At 45.4% G+C, this 21,980-nt stretch carries 13 protein-coding genes; 11 read left to right on the top strand and 2 right to left on the bottom strand.

Translation table 11 applies throughout. The features are described from left to right. Nucleotides 1–26 precede the first annotated feature (26 nt). The 10 genes from treR to AB4111_RS03060 all read left to right on the top strand — a co-directional run bounded on the left by treR (nt 27) and on the right by AB4111_RS03060 (nt 18,446). Nucleotides 27–737, top strand: a complete 711-nt coding sequence (gene treR / locus AB4111_RS03105) for a trehalose operon repressor (RefSeq protein ID WP_413409215.1) — start codon at nt 27–29, stop codon at nt 735–737. Nucleotides 738–910: 173 nt separating this feature from the next. Next, nucleotides 911–4,249 (top strand): DUF5107 domain-containing protein, encoded by a 3,339-nt coding sequence (locus AB4111_RS03100; protein WP_442030394.1) that lies wholly within the window; start codon nt 911–913, stop codon nt 4,247–4,249. Nucleotides 4,250–4,301: 52 nt separating this feature from the next. Then, entirely contained in the window at nt 4,302–6,668 is a 2,367-nt protein-coding gene (locus AB4111_RS03095; RefSeq protein ID WP_442030392.1) for a beta-galactosidase, read from the top strand. A gap of 358 nt (nt 6,669–7,026) precedes the next feature. Next, on the top strand, nt 7,027–7,959 hold the full coding sequence (locus AB4111_RS03090) for a glycoside hydrolase family 5 protein (RefSeq protein WP_442031565.1): 933 nt from the start codon (nt 7,027–7,029) through the stop codon (nt 7,957–7,959). 178 nt (nt 7,960–8,137) lie between these two features. Continuing rightward, entirely contained in the window at nt 8,138–10,207 is a 2,070-nt protein-coding gene (locus AB4111_RS03085) for a bifunctional aldolase/short-chain dehydrogenase (RefSeq protein WP_442030390.1), read from the top strand. Nucleotides 10,208–10,226: 19 nt separating this feature from the next. Continuing rightward, on the top strand, nt 10,227–11,498 hold the full coding sequence (gene rhaA, locus AB4111_RS03080; protein WP_442030388.1) for an L-rhamnose isomerase: 1,272 nt from the start codon (nt 10,227–10,229) through the stop codon (nt 11,496–11,498). 217 nt (nt 11,499–11,715) lie between these two features. Further along, a complete protein-coding gene (locus AB4111_RS03075) occupies nt 11,716–13,389 on the top strand; it encodes a ribonuclease J (protein ID WP_442030386.1) in 1,674 nt (557 codons plus the stop codon). 243 nt (nt 13,390–13,632) lie between these two features. Beyond that, the gene (locus AB4111_RS03070) at nt 13,633–14,616 is read left to right on the top strand and encodes a LacI family DNA-binding transcriptional regulator (protein ID WP_091016711.1); all 984 of its coding nucleotides are present in this window, start codon (nt 13,633–13,635) and stop codon (nt 14,614–14,616) included. Between the two features lie 345 nt (nt 14,617–14,961). Further along, complete coding sequence (locus AB4111_RS03065; protein WP_442030384.1) at nt 14,962–16,437, top strand: glycoside hydrolase family 32 protein; 1,476 nt, start codon at nt 14,962–14,964, stop codon at nt 16,435–16,437. A 26-nt stretch (nt 16,438–16,463) separates the two neighbouring features. Next, nucleotides 16,464–18,446: a sucrose-specific PTS transporter subunit IIBC gene (locus AB4111_RS03060; RefSeq protein WP_442030382.1), complete on the top strand. Its 1,983-nt coding sequence runs from the start codon at nt 16,464–16,466 to the stop codon at nt 18,444–18,446. A 131-nt stretch (nt 18,447–18,577) separates the two neighbouring features. Here AB4111_RS03060 and AB4111_RS03055 read toward each other — a convergent pair whose 3' ends face one another. Then, complete coding sequence (locus AB4111_RS03055; protein WP_442030380.1) at nt 18,578–19,024, bottom strand: hypothetical protein; 447 nt, start codon at nt 19,022–19,024, stop codon at nt 18,578–18,580. A 409-nt stretch (nt 19,025–19,433) separates the two neighbouring features. On the opposite strand from AB4111_RS03055, the gene AB4111_RS03050 reads away from it, so the two are divergent. Beyond that, nucleotides 19,434–19,829 (top strand): hypothetical protein, encoded by a 396-nt coding sequence (locus tag AB4111_RS03050; RefSeq protein WP_442030378.1) that lies wholly within the window; start codon nt 19,434–19,436, stop codon nt 19,827–19,829. A gap of 128 nt (nt 19,830–19,957) precedes the next feature. Here the strand turns inward: AB4111_RS03050 and AB4111_RS03045 are convergent, their stop codons facing one another. Continuing rightward, complete coding sequence (locus AB4111_RS03045) at nt 19,958–21,685, bottom strand: cellulase family glycosylhydrolase (RefSeq protein WP_442031564.1); 1,728 nt, start codon at nt 21,683–21,685, stop codon at nt 19,958–19,960. Nucleotides 21,686–21,980 lie beyond the last annotated feature (295 nt).

The following is a 21,980-nucleotide window of genomic DNA, read 5'->3' as shown; positions in this document are numbered from 1 at the left end:
AGGGTAATGAACAATGGTGATGAATAATGAATAATAAATTTATCCGGATATATGAAGATATTGCAGATCGTATTCGGACTGGAGAGATTGAGGCAGGCACGCTGCTTCAATCGGAACTGGATCTATCGGAAAGTTATCAAACTTCTCGAGAGACTATTCGCAAAGCATTGAAAATGTTGTACGAAGAAGGTTATATTCAGAAGATTCAAGGCAAGGGCTCAATTGTACTGGACATACGCAAGATCGATTTTCCCATCTCAGGTCTGGTTAGCTTCAAGGAACTAGCCAAAAAAATGGGACATCGCGCTCAAACGTATGTGAAGGTTTTTGAAGAGCAACAGGTCGATCAGGCGTTGCACAAGAAAATTAACTTTGGTCTGAATGAACAGGTCTGGGAGATCAGACGTGTGCGCAAAGTGGATGGAGAGCATGTCATACTGGACAAAGATTACATCAGCCAGCGGCTTGTTCCCGGACTCAGCAAAGAGATCTGTAATGATTCCATCTATGAGTACATTGAGCAAGAGCTGGGGCTTTCCATTTCGTTTGCCAAAAAAGAGATTTTGGTGGAAGAACCCACCGCAGAAGACAGGGAACTGCTTGACCTTGAAGGGTTCCATAATGTGGTTGTGGTGAGGAGCCAGGTGTACCTGGAGGATGCCAGTCAATTTCAGTATACGGAGTCGAGGCATCGACCGGACAAGTTCAGATTTGTGGATTTTGCACGCCGTAGATAAGTGAATCAAGATCGATCAGAGAGTACCTTTCACTGCTTTATTGGGTGGATAGGTACTCTCTTTGATTATGGAGGAATCCGAAGATCGTCCATCAAGAACCGCTTAATGTTAATGTTCTTCCTGCTAGTCGGAGCGTATGATCACAATAAGTACGAGGCCGAGGAGTGAGGGAGTTGAACTACGTGACAGCGGAATCAAATGTTCGCATATGGGAAGAGACCAGAGATATTCCAACTTATGGTACAGGTAAACCGGACAAAAATCCGATGTTCCTTGAAAAGAGAATCTACCAGGGAAGTTCGGGGAAAGTGTACCCGCATCCTGTGATCGACAGCATTGAAGATGAGGCAAAAATGAAGTCGTATCGCTTAATTATTCTCGAAAATGAATATGTACGTATCGAGATGATGCCAGAACTGGGTGGACGAATCTATCGTGCGCTGGATCGGACCAACAATTACGATTTTGTATATTATAACCGGGTCATTAAACCTGCACTTGTGGGTCTGGCAGGGCCATGGATTTCCGGGGGAATCGAATTCAACTGGCCACAGCATCATCGGCCCAACACATTTGGTCCAGTTGATTATACATTTGGCAGTAATGAAGATGGAAGCGCTACCGTGTGGGTGGGTGAGATTGATCGCATGTATGGTACCAAAATGACCGCTGGCTTCACATTACATCCCGGCAAAGCCTATCTTGAAATCCATGCCGAGGTATACAATCGCACCAGCGCACCTCAAACTTTTCTATGGTGGGCCAACCCGGCTGTAGCCGTCAACGATCATACACAATCCGTGTTTCCACCGGATGTAACGGCTGTGCTGGACCATGGAAAACGGGACGTATCCCGCTTTCCTATCGCAACCGGCACCTATTACAAGATGGACTATTCCGAAGGTGTGGATATCTCGCGATACAAAAACATACCGGTTCCAACATCCTATATGGCATATAAGTCGGATTATAATTTTGTAGGGGGTTATGACCACGGGGTTCAGGCAGGGCTGCTACATGTAGCCAATCATCATATTTCTCCGGGCAAGAAACAATGGACCTGGGGTAACGGGGAATTCGGGCAAGCCTGGGATCGCCAGTTAACGGACGAGGATGGACCTTATATTGAATTAATGACCGGGATCTATACTGATAATCAGCCTGATTTTACGTGGTTGCAGCCCTATGAAGCCAAATCATTTTCGCAGTATTTTATGCCGTATAAAGGAATTGGCATGGTCAAAAATGCAACGATTGATGCCGCAGTTAATCTGGAAATGGACGAAACGAACGGAGCGGTAACCGTTATGGTATATGCGACGTCGGTTTTTGAACAAGTGACCATTGAAGTGATTGGACCAACTACGGTATATCTCCATGAGAGATGCAATATCTCACCTACGCAACTGTATCAGTCTTCATTCCCGTGGAGCGGACAAGATGAATGGCATCAATTAAAGTTAAGTGTTCGAACTGCGGAAGGAAAAGTACTTGTGGCCTATCAGCCTGAACGTTCTGAGATTCAGGAAGTCCCAGACCCGGCCACACCACTCCCGCTACCATCCGAGATTCGTACGAATGAACAACTATATCTGGCTGGTCTTCATTTGGAGCAATATCGGCATGCCACGTATGAACCAGAACCTTATTATCTGGAAGGCTTGACGCGTGATGCAACGGATATTCGTCTAAATATTGCGTATGGCACATTGCTTCTGCGTAGAGGATTGTTTCAAGATGCAGAGAAGCATTTCAGACAGGCCGTACAATCGCTGACATGGAAAAATACGAATCCATATGATAGTGAAGCTTTTTACCAACTCGGTCTGAGCTTGAAACTACAGGGGAAACAGGAAGAAGCCTACACAGCACTGTATAAAGCCGTATGGTCCGTACAGTTTCAGGATACGGGTTATTACATGCTAGCTCAGATCGATACGGCGCTACATCGGGACATGGAAGCGCTGGATCATATCGAACGTTCGCTGATCCGTAACACTCGAAACTACAAGGCTCGGCATCTGAAGGTGGCTCTGTTGCGCAGATTGGGTCAAGATAAACGGGCCATCCAATATGCGTATGAAACGTTGGAACTGGACCCGGTTGAATTTGGAGCCGCACATGAATTAGCCCTGATCTATAACAGAGCGACTGCACCTTCAGAGAGAGAGCAAGCGGAGCAAGCACGTGAGCATTTCCATCGTCTGATGCGAGGAGACGTTCATAATTATCTAAACCTAGCCGCAGATTACGCGGATTGTGGATTGTGGGAAGAAGCACTGACGGTACTATCGTATGTTGAATCCGAAAATTTACAGCCGTATCCTATGGTTGGTTATGCTCAAGCCTACCTGCATCGTCAACTGGGGGATCTGGAACAGGCCCGGGAATGTCAAAAACAAGGGAAAGCTGCTCCAACGGATTATTGCTTTCCTAACACGTTATTTGAATTCATGGTGCTTCAGGATGCATTAGCGGTGGATTCGAATGATGCCCGTGCTCACTATTACCTGGGAAATTGGTTGTATGATCATAAACGCTATGAGGAAGCAATTACCCATTGGGAAGCTTCACGCGAGGAGAATGCTGCATTTTCGACTGTACATCGGAATCTGGGACTGGCTTATTATAACAAGCTGAATCGCCCCGATCTTGCACTGGCTTCATTAGAGGAAGCATTCCGATTGGATTCACAGGATGCCCGAATCTTCTACGAGTTGGATCAATTGCACAAGAAGATAGGGTATTCTTGCGGGCGTCGAATCAAATTGCTGGAACAGCATATGGAGTTGGTTCACCACCGTGATGATCTGTATATCGAGTGGGTAACTCTATTGAATATGCAGGGTAGTCATCAGGAAGCATGGGATGCTCTTCAGGCACGGCGGTTTCATCCTTGGGAGGGCGGAGAAGGCAAGGTTACAGGACAGTATGTTACGGCACTGACGGAACTGGCGAAGCAAAACCTGGGGAAACAACAACCGGAGCTGGCATTGGAGCTGCTGCAGAAGGCTTTGGTTTACCCAGAGAACTTAGGTGAAGGTAAGCTAGAGGGAGCCGGAGACAATCCCGTTTACTTTTATCTTGGCTGTGCCTACCAGCAATTGAAGAATAATCAGGCTGCAGAGAAGAGTTTCCACAGAGCATCGATCGGTCTTAATGAACCGGCAAGCGCGATGTTTTATAATGATCAACCGCCGGAATCCATCTATTATCAGGGTCTGGCCTGGCAGAAACTTGGCAATGTGAAGGAAGCCAACCGACGCTTTAACAAACTCATTGACTATGCGGAAAGACATATGCATGATCACATCCGAATGGATTATTTTGCGGTATCTCTGCCCGATTTCCTGGTGTTTGACGATGATCTCAACCAGCGTAATGAAGAACATTGCCGATACATGCGAGCATTAGGTCTTCTTGGCCTAGGTCGGACAAATGAAGCCGAACTTGAGTTGGAGCGGGTTCTGGAGAAGAACCCCAATCATCAAGGGGCAGTCATCCATAGATAATTGCTAATCGACTCAACCCTATCCCATATATACCAAAGGAGTTATATAATCCATGAACGATAGTATAGCAGGAAGCCAGATTCGTTTTATACTGGATGCAAAAGATAAAGAGATTCGTGCGGGTCGCATGACGGGTAGTGGCGGCAAGAATCCACGAGGGGAGTCTTATGACTTTACCAACTATTATATGCTTCGTAATGATAAACCTCATATTCCCGTGGTAGGTGAATTTCATTTCTCCAGATTCGCTTACTTACAGTGGGAAGAAGAATTACTGAAGATGAAGGCAGGCGGGGTGAACATCGTCGCTTCGTATGTGTTCTGGAATTTTCACGAGGAGCAGGAAGGCGAGTTTAATTGGTCAGGAAACCTGAACTTGCGGCACTTCGTGGATCTGTGTGGCAAACATGAGCTGCCACTGATCGTGCGGATTGGTCCATTCTGTCATGGGGAAGTTCGTAATGGAGGGATGCCAGATTGGTTATTCAGTTATCCATTTGAAATGAGATCGAATGATGAAGGGTATCTGTATTACGCCAAGCGATTATATCGTGAGATTGCTCGTCAGCTTAACGGTTGTTTCTATCAGGAGGGTGGCCCCGTAATAGCCGTACAGTTGGAAAATGAGTATATGCACGCTGGGGCACCCATGGATGCCTGGGGTTATACACGTGACAAATACATTTCCTCTGGTCGGGACGGTCGTGAACATCTGAAGGTGCTTCGCAGTATTGCTGAAGAAGTCGGTATACATCCCATGTTCTATACTGCCACGGCCTGGGGTAATGCTGCGGTGCCTGAAGAAGGAACGTTGCCCATGCTCGCGGGGTATGCGTACACACCATGGATTCCCAATCAGCCTCCAAGCCGAGAGTATTTATTCCGGGATCTGCATATGAATCCTGTTGAAGAAGTGGATTATTCCAGTCTGGAGTATCCTGCTTCGTATTGCGAACTTGCTGGCGGCATGCAGGTCAGTTATCACGCTCGGCCGGTTGTAGATGCGGATAGTGTTGAGGCAATGACCATTGTAAAACTAGCGAATGGCAGTAATCTGGTTGGATATTATATGTATCACGGTGGAACCAATCCGGTAGGGCAAAAAACGTATATGAATGAACAGGCATTGCCCAAAATGACGTATGATTACCAAGCCCCGCTCGGGGAGTTTGGACGTATTGGTGAATCGTATGACCGCATTCGAACCTTGTCGATGTTTCTGGAAGCATACGGTGAGCTGCTTGCGCCAATGGGCAGTGTTATACCGGAAGAGCAACATTCGATAACACCAGAGAACACGATGGATCTGCGCTGGTCTGTTCGTCAACAAGATGGCTCAGGATTCCTGTTCATGAATAATTATCAGGATCATGTGGTGTTGCCTGATCGAGATATACAATTGGAGCTGCATACCGGCAAAGGGACTGCTTATTATCCAAGAGAAGGAACGATGCAGCTGAAATCCGGCATGGCAGCCATTCTGCCTTTCCATATGAATCTGAATGGAATGAAGATCATTAGTGCTACCGTTCAGCCACTGACCCGGTTTATGGTAAATCAGGAGCTTACGGCTGTCTTTTATGCTCATGAAGGCATGAAACCTGAGTATGTTATGGATATATCGTCTGTTACGAATGTGGATATGCCCGAAGGTACTGTAACCGAGCAGGGGAATGAAGTTGTTATTCACCCGATGGCAGGCAAGGACCATCATCTGCGAATCACCACATCGGACGGTATGGTCATACGTATCATTACATTGACTCGTGAAGAGGCATTGCATGCCTACCGTTTCCGTGTGGGCGGAGAAGAGAGGCTTGTGATTAGCAGCAGTCATCTGTATGTGCAGAATGAGATGCTTATATGCAACTCCCTGGAGCATTCAGAGTTTGAGGTATCCTTCTATCCGGCTCCAGAGCATGTTTCACCTTCAAAATATGCTGTGTCATCCCAGTCAAAGCAGGGAATTTTCGTCACGTACACATTACAAGTTTCGCCTTACGAGCCTGCTGTTGAGGTTGATTATCCCAAAGCGTATGCAGCAACATTGAGATTGGATACAGCGTGGCCGGAACAAGTAGATGACGTATGGGTTGAGATTGATTATGAAGGAGACGTTGCAGCAGCACATATTCATAATCAGATGTTAACAGACCATATTCACTATGGGCATAGCTGGATGCTTGGTTTGAAGCAATCCCGTCATTTGCTGGCCGATCACGCGCTTCGTCTGTCCATAACTCCAATTCGAAGAGGAACGATTGAGAGTTATGTGAATCAGGCTTATGTGGAGCGGTTTGAGGGTGTGGAGATCGGGAAGTTTAATGAGATCCGGGTGAGACCGCATTACCGGGTTGGTCTGATAATAACAGGTAGGGAAGACACTTCATCGAAACCAAAGAGTACAAGAGTTAACTGACATTTATAATACTGAGGGTTCTTTCTCCGAACGGTTGTGAGGGGAAGAGCCTTTTTTGATGTGTGGTGTAAAAAGAAAAGATTTCTATTCAATGGTAAAAAAGACTTGCTTAGTAAGTGTTTTCATTTTATTATAAATTCATAACCTTATCGATAAAGTTTATTTTAATTAAGTTATATAACTAAATAAGGTTATTTGTTGTTTTTTTTCTACCCATTAAAACCTCTATTACCAATGATTTTAGTTAACTTATTGCCTAGAGCAGGGTTAATTGAAATAAAAAAAATCAAATTCAGGAGGTTCCAAACGAATGGTTAATCTGAAAAAGTGTACAATCTTCACGGTTATTGCTGCTCTCATGTTTATGGCATTGGGGAGTGCAGCCCCTAAAGCATCTGCTGCAACAGGATTTTATGTAAGCGGAAACAAGTTATATGATTCCACAGGCAAGCCTTTTGTCATGAGAGGTGTTAATCACGGACATTCCTGGTTCAAGAATGATTTGAATACCGCTATCCCTGCAATCGCCAAAACAGGGGCCAATACAGTACGTATTGTTCTATCGAATGGTAGCCTGTACACCAAAGATGATCTGAACGCAGTTAAAAATATTATTAATGTGGTTAACCAAAATAAAATGATTGCTGTACTCGAAGTACATGACGCCACAGGGAAGGATGATTATAATTCTTTGGATGCGGCGGTGAACTACTGGATTAGCATTAAGGAAGCTTTGATTGGCAAAGAAGATCGGGTAATCGTTAATATCGCTAATGAATGGTATGGAACGTGGAATGGAAGTGCGTGGGCTGATGGTTACAAACAAGCCATTCCTAAACTAAGAAATGCGGGAATCAAAAATACGCTAATTGTGGATGCAGCCGGATGGGGACAGTTCCCTCAATCCATCGTGGATTATGGACAAAGTGTATTTGCAGCTGACTCTCAGAAAAATACTGTCTTCTCCATTCATATGTATGAGTATGCTGGTAAAGATGCTGCAACGGTCAAAGCCAATATGGAGAATGTGCTGAACAAAGGATTGGCTCTGATCATTGGTGAATTCGGCGGCTATCACACAAACGGTGATGTGGACGAGTATGCCATCATGAGATATGGTCAGGAAAAAGGGGTAGGCTGGCTTGCCTGGTCTTGGTACGGAAACAGTTCTGGTCTGAACTATCTGGACATGGCCACAGGTCCGAATGGAAGCTTAACGAGCTTTGGAAACACTGTAGTTAATGATACCTACGGTATTAAAAACACTTCCCAAAAAGCGGGGATTTTCTAATCCCCCGATGAAACAGAACACTCTGACGTTCACGTCAGGGTGTTTTTTTAATAAAATGGCTCAATCGTTGATGACTTTTGAATATTTCCGTTTGGTTTTAAAATATTTTGTTTTCAAAATAAAACAAAGATGTTAAACTCGTATCAGGAATAAAACAAACATTATCGGAGGGAAACAAATGGTACAGAGTTTATGGAATGCACCGCAGGCTTCTGAGAAAACAACAGGACTTGAACAGCTGGTTTACAGATCCAATCTCATTGGTTCTGATCGCAGTGTATGTAACATATACGGTGGTAATACGTCTACCAAAACGACAGTGAAGGATTTTCGTGGTCGTGATGTAGAAGTAATGTATGTGAAAGGCAGCGGCTCAGATCTGGGTTCCATGGAAGCGAAGCATTTTACCGGACTTGGGCTTGAAGATATCAGACCATTAATTGAACGTGAATCCATGTCGGATGAAGAGATGGTTGAATATCTGGGACATTGCATGATTGATGCCAAGCACCCGCGCGCCTCTATCGAGACTCTTCTGCATGCGTTCCTTCCATATAAGCATGTGGATCATACTCATCCGGATGCGATTATCAGCCTGTGCTGTGCGGATAACGGCAAGGAATTGGCGAAAGAGATCTACGGTGATCGTTTTGTGTGGGTGCCTTACGTACGTCCAGGGTTTACGTTATCTAAAATGATTGCTGAAAGCGTATTCTCGAATCCTAATGCAGAGCTCGTACTGATGGAAAAACACGGACTTGTGACTTGGGGAGAAACATCCGAGGAATGTTACGCTCAAACGATCAAGATTATCAATGAAGCAGAAGCTTTCATCGAAGCACGGGTGAACGAAGAAAGTCTGTTTGGTGGTGTGAAGCACCCGGCACTTGCCGCTGATGTTCGTCGTCAGATCGTATCACGTGTGATGCCAACGATTCGTGGAGCGGTATCAGATAGCAAAAAAATGATTTTGTCCTTTGATGATCAGGAGGACGTAATTGCTTTTGTAGGCGGAGCAGATTCCCCGGATTTGTCTCAGGTGGGTGCAGCTTGCCCGGACCATCTGGTACATACCAAAGTGGTACCACTGTTCATCGATTGGACACCGGATGCGGAAGATATTGAAGGCTTAAAAGCCAAGCTGATAGAAGGTGTAGCTGCCTACAAAGAGCAATATCAACAGTATTTTGAGAGCAACAAAAACGAAGGTGATGTCATGTTCGAAGCGGCACCACGTGTTATTCTCATTCCTGGTGTGGGCATGATTAACACAGGCAAGAGTTGGGCGCTTTCCCAAGTAAGCGGAGCGTTGTATCATAGAGCGATTGCTGTTATGCGTGGAGCTACTAGCTTGGGTCAATTCGTATCGCTCAGTGCAAACGAGTCTTACAATGTGGAGTACTGGCCGCTGGAACTATACAAATTGTCTCTCGCTCCGGCAGAAACCGAATTCTCCCGCAAAGTGGCGTTTATTACAGGCGGCGCAGGTGGTATCGGTAGTGAAACAGCGCGTAGATTGGTATCCGAAGGCGCGCATGTGGTGCTCGCTGATCTTAATCTGGAAGGCGCACAGAAGGTAGCACAGGAAATTAATGATCAGTACGGTGCGAATCGTGCTTATGCGCTGAAAATGGACGTGACCGATGAGGAAGCCGTCCAATCTGCTTATGCGGATGTTGCGGTGCAATATGGCGGAGTGGATATCATCGTGAACAATGCAGGATTGGCCACATCCAGCCCGTTTGACGAAACATCCCTGAAAGAATGGAACCTGAACATGAATGTGCTGGGCACAGGGTATTTCCTCGTGGCTCGTGAAGCGTTCAAGCTGATGAAACAACAGGGTATTGGGGGAAGCATGGTATTTATCGGGTCCAAGAACTCGGTGTATGCGGGTAAAAGTGCTTCTGCTTACAGTTCAGCGAAAGCGCTGGAAGCGCATCTGGCACGCTGCATTGCAGCAGAAGGTGGAGAGTATGGCATTCGTGTCAACACGATTCTCCCGGATGCCATTCTACAGGGCTCAGCCATCTGGAACGGTTCCTGGAGAAACGAACGTGCAGCGGCATACGGGATTGAGCCGGATCAATTGGAAGAGTATTACCGCAAACGGACGACATTGCTCGTAAATATCTATCCAAGAGATATTGCAGAAGGAATTGCATTCTTTGCCTCTTCAAAATCCGAAAAAACAACAGGTTGCATGATGACCATTGATGGCGGCGTACCAGCAGCATTTACACGTTAAAATAGGAGGGTTCTTGCGGATGGATAACCAAGTCAAGCAAGCATATGAAGCAGCCAAGGCATTGTATGCCCAGCACGGAATTGACACGGACGAGGTGCTGAACAGACTCGCGGAGATCAAAGTATCCGTACACTGTTGGCAAGGCGATGATGTCAAAGGTTTTCTGAATAAAGATGGTGAGTTAACAGGGGGTATTTCCGTTACAGGACAATATCCGGGGGCTGCGACCACACCAGCAGAACTCCGTAACGATCTGGAGCAAGCTTTCGCTCTGATTCCCGGTAAACATAAGGTCAATCTGCATGCGATTTACACGGATACAGACGAGCAGGTTGAACTGGATCAGATTGAGCCAAAGCATTATGAGAACTGGGTGAAATGGGCCAAAGAACAAGGACTCGGCCTGGACTTCAACCCGACATGTTTTTCCCATGAAAAATCAAGTGACGGGTTCACGCTCAGTCATCCAGACCCTGAGATTCGCAAGTTCTGGATTGATCACTGCAAGGCGTCGCGCCGGATTGGTGCTTACTTCGGGGAACAGCTTGATCAGACTTGTGTAACCAATGTATGGGTACCGGACGGATTCAAGGATAATCCGGTTGATCGATTGACACCACGCAAACGTCTCAAGGCATCGCTGGACGAAGTATTCGCCGAATCACTTAACCCGGAGCATAACCTGGACGCGGTAGAGAGCAAGCTGTTTGGTCTGGGTTCGGAAGCATATGTGGTGGGTTCTCATGAATTTTATATGGGTTACGGGTTGCAAAATGATACGTTAATCTGCCTGGATGCAGGTCATTTCCATCCAACAGAGGTTATTTCCAATAAACTGTCGTCCTTGTCATTGTTTACAAGTGGCATTCTGCTTCACGTAAGCCGCCCGATGCGCTGGGACAGTGACCACGTGGTAATCATGGACGATGAGTTGCTGGAAATTGCCCGTGAACTGGTTCGACATGATCTGCTTGCGACCACGCATATTGGACTGGATTTCTTCGATGCAAGCATTAACCGTGTAGCTGCATGGGTTGTGGGTACTCGCAACACGATCAAAGCCCTTCTCCGTGCGATGCTGGAACCGGTGGATGCTCTGAAACAAGCCGAGCTGGATGGAGATTACACCCTGCGTCTCGCGTTAACGGAAGAGTTCAAATCCTATCCGTTTGGCGCAATCTGGGACTACTATTGTGATCAGCAAGGCGTTCCCGTTCGTGAAAAGTGGATCACCGATATTAAGACCTATGAACAAGACGTATTGCTACAGCGTGATAAATCGTTGGTGTAATAACTGTTTTCAGTTTCGTATATGAAAAAGTTCTGAGTAAACCATGGTATCATTCATGATTTCATAAGTTATCCTTTATAAACCACTGCGGAATGAAATTCCGTGGTGGTTTTTTTGGCATAATCACTTCGAAATGCATAAGTGAGGCGATTGCTTCCATACTAGGAATATAGATCCGTATCGCATACGTTTGCCACGCAGAGGAGGAGTAATAGCGTTGAATCTAGCCCACAACAAACTGTATATCGCTGCACTTGGCGGCGTGAATGAAATAGGGAAGAATATGTATCTGATCCAGTACAATCAGGACATCATTGTGATTGACTGTGGTTCGAAGTTTCCCGATGAGACATTGCCTGGGATTGATCTGATCATTCCGGATGTTGCGTATCTGCTGGAGAATCTGGATAAAGTAAGAGGTCTTGTGGTTACCCACGGACATGAAGATCACATCGGTGGTATTCCCTATTTGTTAAAACAAATGAACATCCCCGTGTATGCATCCAGGCTCACTCGAGGGTTGATCGAGCTTAAACTGAAAGAGCATGGACTTCTGCGCAAGGCGGACCTGCATACAATAGATGCTCACTCCAGCATTACGCTGGGAGGAATCGAGGTTTCCTTTTTCGCAACCAGTCATAGTATACCGGATTGTCTTGGTATCTTCTTTAAGACCCCGGCGGGCAATGTCGTGCATACCGGAGATTTCAAATTTGATATGTCTCCTGTACATGGACCTTTCCCAGATCTGCACCGCATGGCCGAGATTGGCAAACAGGGTGTCCATATTTTGCTCTCCGAGAGCACCAATGCAGAAAGACCGGGATTTACACCTTCCGAGCGAGTTGTGGGAGACCACATTCTGGATGCCTTTATCCGTGCAAAACAAAAAGTATTTATCTCTACTTTTGCGTCAAATGTCAGCAGAGTACAGCAGATTGTAAATGTAGCATTCGAGACGGGACGCAAACTGGCACTGTTGGGCAGAAGTATGGTGAATGTGGTATCGGTGGCCAGTGAATTGGGGTATTTGCAAGTTCCTGATGGATTATTGATTGAAGCTATCGATTCGGATCAGTTTCCGCCCGAACAGGTTGTTGTCTTATGTACTGGTAGCCAGGGAGAAGCGATGGCAGCATTATCGCGTTTGGCATCCGGTAAACATCCTCACGTAAGAATTAACGCCGGGGACACGGTCATTATTGCTGCCGGAGCCATTCCGGGGAATGAACGGAATCTTGCACATGTCATTGACAACCTGTATGTTCTCGGAGCACGTGTGATATATGGTTCAAGTGGTGCAGCAGGAATGCATGTATCGGGACACGGTAGTCAGGAAGAACTCAAATTGATGTTAACTCTGATGAAACCGGATTATCTGATTCCGATCCACGGTGAGTTTCGCATGTTGTATCAACACAGACTGCTTGCTGAATCCGTAGGTATAGAGCGTGATCATGTGTTTATCGTGAATAATGGGGATATGGTCCAATACAAAGACGGCATTGCTTCGCTAGGTCCAAAAATTGCATCAGGAAATAGTCTCGTAGACGGTCTGATCATGGGTGATGTCGGCAATATTGTACTTCGCGACCGCAGGCAACTGTCCTCCGATGGCATGCTAGTGATTGTGACTACACTGAGCAAAACGGAAAAACAGATGGTCACGTCACCCGAAATTATCTCCAGAGGGTTTGTATTTGTTAAGGATTCGGAAGAATTCATGCATGAGATTCATGAGCTTGTTCTAAACCGGATGAATGAGTTGACCGGGGCTGGGGTGAATCAGTGGAATGTGATCAAAAGAAAGCTGAAAGACGAGATCGGTCACTATATTTACGCTCAAACCAAGAGAAGACCTATGATCTTGCCTATTATTATTGAGGTCTGAGTCAGCAGGGACAGGGATTATCCTTGCCCTAATGGTCTGTGCAAACGGGATATGGAAGCTTAGCAGCCTGATGAATGTGGGATCATACTTCGGTATGAACGTCACATGGATATCGGGCTTTTACTATTACATCGAGAATGTACGATAGATATATCATAAACGGAGGTGAATCTAATTCGCCATGGCTTTGCGATTCGAAGTATAATAAAAGGTAAACTAGTTAAAGAAACAAGAGGAGTCTTTATGAATAAAACGATTTCTGATATCGCTCAGATGGCAGGTGTGGCGAAAAGCACGGTCTCTCGCTACCTGAATGGCGGATCGGTTAGTGAAGATACCCGCCAGAAGATTGAGCGTATTATCAAACAATACAATTATGTCCCAAACACTTTTGCACAGAGTCTAAAGGCGAAGAAGACCAGTATCATTGGCACGGTTGTGCCACGACTCGATTCTTTTGCGACATCCCAGACATTGATCGGGATTGATGAAGAACTGCGAAGTAATCAGTATCAGATGCTGATCGCGAATACGAGTCAGGATATGCAGCGCGAGATTGACGCCATATATGATTTTGCTAGACAGAAGGTATCGGGTATTATTCTGCTGGCTGCTGAAGTGACAGAAGCACATCTGAAAGCAGTGGAGGACATCGGTATTCCGGTGCTACTGGTGGGACAGCAGCATGAACAACTACATAGTCTGGTTCACAATGATGATCAGGCAGGTTATGAGATGGGCAGATATGTCGTCGAACAAGGTCACCGCAAGATCGTGTATATGGGAGTTAGCGAGAAGGATCGGGCTGTAGGGATTTATCGTAAACAAGGGTTCCAGCGAGCAATCGCTGAGTGTGGTGGATGTGAAGTGAAGTATTATGAGACAAGCTTTAAGATGTCTGAGGCCATCGTTACCGCTGAAGCCATTCTGAAAGAGATCACACCAACGATCATTGTAGGGGCTACGGATAATATCGCACTGGGTGTGATGAAGATTGCGTTCTCCAATAAAATCCGCATACCGCAAGATTTGTCCGTTACCGGATTTGGCGGATATGATATTACGGAGATGATTCACCCCACGCTGACGACTGTGAAATATCATTATTTGCAGGCGGGCAAAGTAGCGGCGAATCACATTATTCGTCTGGTGAAAGGCGAGTCGGTGGAGGAACGAACAACACTGGACGTCGAACTAATTCCTCGAGAAAGCGTTGACAAATTATAAAAACATCCTTTATGATAATTCCATCGAACCGGTTCCATAGTGGATATCCAATACGGATATGCGAACACGGGCAGGCATTCATGCCAAATGGAATTATTTTTTTGCGATCAATGGAACCGGTTCCTATAATTTGATTTTCGTATAAGTTAAATAAGAAATAAACATGACGGAGAGGGCAGAAAAAATCTGAAGAAACGGAGTGTTCGCCTTTATCACCGGATTTCACCCTTTAGATAAGGGATCAGGAAATCTGGGGATAACAGCGATCGGAGGATTGTTCTGCCATCGTAGTCCCAGTGTGAAGTTTCTTGGTCTAACTTATATAAGCGAGAATGGAGAACAGCTATGAAAATGACTAGAGAGCAACGCTACAGACGAATTGAACAAGCAGAGCCTGGAGAGATTGCAAAGCTTGAAGCACAGATATCCGTATGTTCATGGAGACAGAGTTATCACATTCAGCCGATAACAGGTCTGCTTAATGATCCTAACGGCTTTGTATATTATAAAGGCTATTATCATCTGTTCTATCAGTGGTTTCCACTTGGAACAGAACACGGCATGAAATATTGGTATCATACCCGCTCGAACAATCTGGTGAACTGGGAAAATATCGGGATTGGAATCGAACCGGGTGGCAGATATGACTCACACGGAGCTTATTCCGGCAGTGCGATTGAAAAAGACGGCAACCTGCACTTGCTGTACACAGGCAATACGAGGGATGAGGCTTGGGTCAGACATCCGTATCAATGCTTGGCAGTCATGGATGAAAGCGGTTCAGTAACCAAATTGAATTATCCCGTAATCTCGTCTGTACCAGCCGGATACACCGAACACTTCAGAGATCCCAAGGTGTGGCAACAAGGAGACACATATTATTGTGTAATTGGTGCGCAGAGAACAGACGAGACGGGATGTACGGTACTGTATCGCTCCATTGATCTGAACAACTGGGAGTTTCTTGGTGAAATTCGTACGCAGCTAACCTCCTTTGGTTACATGTGGGAGTGCCCGGATTATATGGAGATGGACGGGAAAGGTGTACTTGTTTTTTCCCCACAAGGCTTAGATGCTGCGGAAGATCATTATCAGAATATTTTTCAGTCCGGTTATCTGATCGGTGAGCCGCTCGATCTCCAGACGAGAGAGTTCAATCATGGTGAATTTCAGGAGTTGGATCGTGGATTTGACTTCTATGCTCCGCAAACCATGCAGGGCCCGGACGGAAGACGTATTCTTGTTGGTTGGATGGGGCTTCCCGATCTGGCGTATCCGACAGATGATAACGGTTGGGCACATTGCCTGACCATTCCTCGGCAGTTGACACTACGAGACGGGAAGTTAATTCAACAACCGGTTGCTGAAATGATCCAATTGCGTCAGCAGGAGGAAGGCACGCATATTCGCGCAACGATTGACCATGAGAGTCGATCTTTCACTGGTTTGAAGGGAATTTCCTTTGAGCTGATCTGTGAGATAAGCCAAGTAGATGCAGAGATGGTGGGCATCGAATTCCGTGCAAGTCGAACTGAGAAAACGATTCTTCTGTATGATCGGATTCAGCAGAAAGTTATTCTGGATCGGACGATGTCTGGTGCCGAGCTGGCAGAGCAGAATGGCGTTGTACGACAGTGCACACTTACTGCGGAAGTGATTAAGTTCCATCTGTTCGTAGATGCATCTTCAGTCGAGGTTTTTGTGAACGATGGGGAAGAGGTCTTTACCAGCCGGATTTTCCCAAGCCGGGACAGCGTGGATATTCGTTTCTTTGCACGCGGAGGCAAAGCTGATTTTGAAGCAACACAATGGCATTATTAAGTATTACGTGAGAGGAATGAGATAACATGTCGGAGAATCAACGCATTGCCCAGGAAGTCATTCATGCCATCGGGGGCAAAGAGAATATCGCATCATTTGCACATTGTGCAACACGCCTTCGCATCATGGTGAAAGATAAAGAAAAGATTGATCAGAAAACGGTCGAGAACATCGAGAAGGTGAAAGGCGCCTTTTTCAACTCGGGTCAATATCAGATTATCTTTGGTACGGGAACGGTGAATCGAATCTTTGAAGAGGTTGAGAAGCTGGGAATCGAAGGATCATCCAAGGATGATGTGAAGAGTCAGGGAAAAAAGGAAGGCAATGCTTTTCAACGGGCTATCCGCACGTTTGGTGACGTATTTGTACCCATCATTCCCGTTCTGGTAGCTACCGGACTGTTCATGGGATTGCGCGGATTACTTACTCAAAATGAAATTCTGGCGTTGTTCGGTGCAACACCGGATGATATTTCGGCCAATTTCCTGTTATTCACTCAAATCCTGACGGATACGGCCTTTGCATTTCTACCTGCACTTGTAGCGTGGTCCGCATTCCGCGTATTTGGCGGAAGTCCGGTACTAGGTATCGTACTGGGGCTAATGCTGGTCAATCCGGCATTACCCAATGCTTACGCGGTGGCAGATGGATCAGCACAGCCGCTGCATATGTTCGGTTTTATACCTGTCGTGGGTTATCAGGGATCGGTTCTGCCTGCGTTCTTTGTAGGTTTGATTGGAGCCAAGTTTGAAAAGGTATTAAGAAGACGTGTACCTGAGGCACTGGACTTGATTCTGACTCCTTTTATTACGTTAACAGTCATGATTACGCTTGGACTATTCGCGATTGGTCCCGTATTCCATTCCCTAGAAGAGTGGGTACTGCATGGAACAACTGCCGTATTGGATCTTCCGTTTGGCATCGCAGGTATAATCATTGGATTCTTCCATCAGATTATTGTCGTTACCGGTGTACATCACATCTTTAATTTTCTGGAGATTCAACTACTGGAGAAAACGGGATTTAATCCGTTCAACGCCATCATTACCTGCGCCATGGCAGCACAAGGAGCGGCTTGTCTCGCTGTCGGTCTGAAGACCAAAAATATGAAACTCAAAGCACTCGCATTACCTTCTTCCTTGTCCGCATTTCTGGGCATTACCGAGCCAGCCATCTTCGGAGTTAACTTGCGTTACATGAAACCATTTATTATGGGACTGGTTGGTGGTGGTGTGGGTGGTTTCATCGCTTCCCTGTTCCATCTGCAAGGTACAGGCATGGCAGTAACGGTTATTCCCGGAACATTGCTCTATCTCAACAGCCAACTGCCGTTGTATATCTTGTCCAACGTGGTTGCCATGGCCATTGCCTTTGCACTTACCTGGTTCTTCGGATATAAGGATCAACCGATTGCAGAGGAATCGTTGAGCCATGACAACAGTGGAGTATCATCAGTTGACGTTCATGCAGTGGATTCTAATCCGCGCGCTAATTCAGTTACCGATGCTGTTATAAGCAATCGTCCTAAGGTAGATCTGCTCGAAATCGCTTCGCCGATGAATGGTACCGTCGTTGCTTTGGAACAGGTTCCTGATCCGGCGTTCTCTGAAAAACATATGGGTGAGGGCATTGCCATTGAGCCATCAGAAGGTAAAGTGTACACACCGTTTGATGGTGTCATCGCACATGTCATGAACAAGAGTAAACATGCGGTGATTCTGGAGCATGAGACAGGTGTACAGATGCTGGTTCATATCGGAATTAATACAGTTGGACTAAAAGGAAACGGTTTTACCGCGCATGTGAATAGCGGAGATCGTGTAACTGCAGGACAATTATTAATTGAATTCGACATGGATGTCATTCAGGCTGCGGGTCTGCCGTTGATAACACCTGTGCTGATTCCAAGCGGGAATGAAGCAATAACAAATGTTGCTGCAACCTCAACTGGTCGTGTGCAAGCCAATGGGGAAGCAATACTTATTGTGAAGTTCAATGAACCTCAATAATTGATCGTTTGAAATAGAGATGTATTACTACATGGCTCATTAAAGTACTAATCATAAAAGGCAAAGGGAACTTGAATGTATCATCAGGTTCCTTTGCCTTTTTCTATTGTTTTTCACCCCAAAAAATAATTTCAAAAGGAATAATACGTCAGCGCATATTGCATCAGAAAAGCACGGATTTCTTCCCGACTCAATTTCGAGGAGCCATCATTTCGTTTCTCCAGGTTGAACAATAGATTACGGACAGCTTCCTCCACAAACAGGACACGTTCGTTTCCCCAGATTTCTCGTTGTTGCTCGATATGACGTATGGCCTGATTGGGCTGCATGCCATTTAACACTCTGAACACCGAAGCCCAGTGTACAAGATCTGTAGGGTAAGCTCCTTCAGATAGTTTAAATTCAGCGAATCCATGTGTCTCCCCGCATGAGATCTTGAATAATCCACAGTAGCAGGTTGCTTGATCGGTCTCAAGGCATGGCAATCTCTGCATATCGTATCGGATAATCTCCATTGAACTGATTATAGGATCAGCACTCATCTCTCGCTGTATGCCCACATCACAACTTGCAATCACGCCGTTCAACCTCCATAGCTAAATAAGCTTATTGTTATCGTTGTCCTGCCGATGATATTACGATCAAACGAGCATGAAGTAAAATAATCCAAGGGTGAAATATAGGTGTTTTGAAGACTTTTTTGCTTTAAATCTCTACGTGTAAGCGATTAACAAGAGATATATCTGCGATTATGGCCCGGTTAATCCGGTTTCTATAATCGCTTATGATTGATCGAGAAATATGGAGAATTATAGAGTAAAGAGTGGATTATACAAGATATGAACAGGATTACGGTCTGGAATCAATCAGAAAAGTGCAGAATCGGATACTGCTCAATTGCAGAAAGGCAGATAGAGGACTATGATTCGCACATAACGTATTTGAAACGAAATATGCAGGATCTGATTGAAGGCGAGGTAGACAGCAATGGATGAGGCAATGATTGTTGTATCAGCAGGGCACAGTCCAGCGGGGATGAATTTCGTGGATGTATTATTGAAAAAGGGGTTAGCCTTCGTTGTGCTTGTACACAGTGAAGAGGAACGAGAACAACTTCTAACACTTGGGACAGTTCCTTTGCGTTATATTCAAATAACGGAAGGGATACAACAGACTCGTCCCGAATATATCGTCTCCAATGCATTTGTGTTCGAGAATAATCTGCCTCAGTGTTGCGAGGATATCCAGTTGTGTCACAGCTGGTACCCGCAACAGCTTTATGTCGTTTCCAGTAACAAGGCTCCAGTAGGTCTTGTATATAAGGGGCTTGGTGCAACGTATGTCATTCATAGCCAGAGTGGGGATGTTTCGTTTTTATTGTGAACGGTCATTCATAATGGATACGGAATTTCTGAGTCAAAGGAAAAACGTTCTGTCCGAGCCGATTGCTCTGGACAGAACGTTTCGTGATTCCGATGGGAAATAGATTGAGTTAGGAATCCCTATAACTATTATGAAGCTACGCCAACAACACTGGTTCCATTTTTCGTGATTTTGTAGGTAATCACATCTCCATTCCAGAAGTGGAACTTGAGGGTGACTTCGCCATCCTTCGTTTCATTAAAGAAGTTAGGTTTTAACTCGATCACATGACGTTCGTAATCTGGGCTGAATGTGTAGGAGAACTCTTTGAACGAAGTCCAGTTCTGTGGACCGGCGTTCTCTCCGTTTGCATATGTCGCTTCCATCGTTGCCAGTTGGTTGCCGTTAAACGTAGTTGGAATGGCAAATTCACTGGTTGTACCTGTTGTACCGTTTAACTTAGGCGTGTCATATTTAATGATGTTAAAGTTCCAGTCGGCACCTTGGTTGAATCCTGCTGTAAGTGTGGCATGTACGCCTAAATCATCAGAGGCTGTCAATTTGGTTAACAGATTGGACTTTAACGTGAGTACATCTTTTCTGATCGTGTAGTCTTTACCTCTAACAAGTGGGGTAGTGCCATTCTTCAAAGAATTGAATTTGTTGCCATTCAGATTAAGTTTTACTTTTTTATCTTGAATGGCTTCATCTTGTTTAAGATATACGAGGTCCGTTTCAGCTGTGGATGAGCGACCTGTCCAGCTTGCTTTCATCGTATCAAATAGTTCCTGATCAGACCAAGTAAAGCTTGTGCGTCCAAAGTGCTGTCCGTTGTCCCATAACATGGTTGTCATCTGTTTTTGACGCAGATATTGCCCAACGAATTCGAAGAATTTCAGCTTTTCTCCTTGTTCAATGACACCTGTGTGCTGGTCAAAACCAAGCAAGCCATACTCACCGACAATAACCGGAATGCCTTTGGCTGTAAAAGCATTATATACCCGATCGAATGTATCGGTAATGTCTTTCTGGACTTCCTCGTTATATTTGGTGTATCCTGCAATATTCACACTGAATGGCCAGAACCCGTAATAGTGAACGGTTGCAATAATATTGGGATCATTCAATTTTTGAATGGTCTTGTTCAAGGCATCCAGATCCGGTTGAGCAGAAGAGGTATGCATCGTCGGAAGGACAAGTGGACGTGTATCATTGTTTCCACCCGAAGTCCTTACAATCTTGTGAAACGAAGTATTTAATTCGTCCAGCATGCTATATCCAATAGCCGCATCTGTTGTGCCACCTTCGGAGAAGCGGGGTTCGTTAACACTTTCGAACATGAGCTTGTCGGATGCATCTTTGAACTTGTCCGCAATCTGAGTCCAAGCTGCGTTGTACCGTGCAAGCACGTTGTCATGGTCTTTCTCCATGTAACTGATCCAGCGCCAGGAGTCATGGTGAAGATTGATCATGACATAGAGATCGGCATCGAGGGCCCAGTTCACTACTTCTTGAACCCGGTTCATGTAAGCGGAATCAATTGTATAGTCGGGTGCGTCACCGATGTGAGCTTCCCAGGTCACAGGAATACGAATACTGTTGTAACCCTCACTTGCGATCGATTGAATCAGTTCCTTCGTAATGCGCGGATTGCCCCATGCTGTCTCATCCTCACCAACGGCATCCAGAGAGTTACCCAGATTCCAGCCAGGCTCCATGGCGTTCACATATGCCTGCATTTTGCTTGGCGCGGTTGAGGTACGGGCCTGTTCACTGTTGTCTGTTGCAGCGGAAGCGACAGCCGAAGAGAACAGAGACAGAATCATGGCAGTTACAAGTGTAAGAGAGAGGACCGATTTACGATTTTTTTTCATCAACATAATCTCCTTCAGTTAGAATGGTTGAACTTGAATAGAAGTTAAGCAACTGTGAAAATGGAGCTCAACTCAAACCAAATCATGACTTGTTCAAAAATGGGATCACCACCGAATTATGTATTGAAAGCGTTTTCGGAACTTAATATATCATGATTATATATAGGGGGATACCTGCACAATTGAAATAAAACTCATGTGATAATTAGTGATTTGGTTTAGCTAGTAGATTGTGTAAAGATAATGATTTTATTTGGAATTGTGATGATATAATTGATTCTAACAATAATTAGATTCA

It is taken from the genome of Paenibacillus sp. 2KB_22 (assembly GCF_052115745.1).
In the GTDB taxonomy this organism is placed as follows: Bacteria; Bacillota; Bacilli; order Paenibacillales; family Paenibacillaceae; genus Paenibacillus.
Note: the sequence above shows the minus strand (reverse complement) of the source record. Positions and strands in the feature narration are given on the sequence as shown.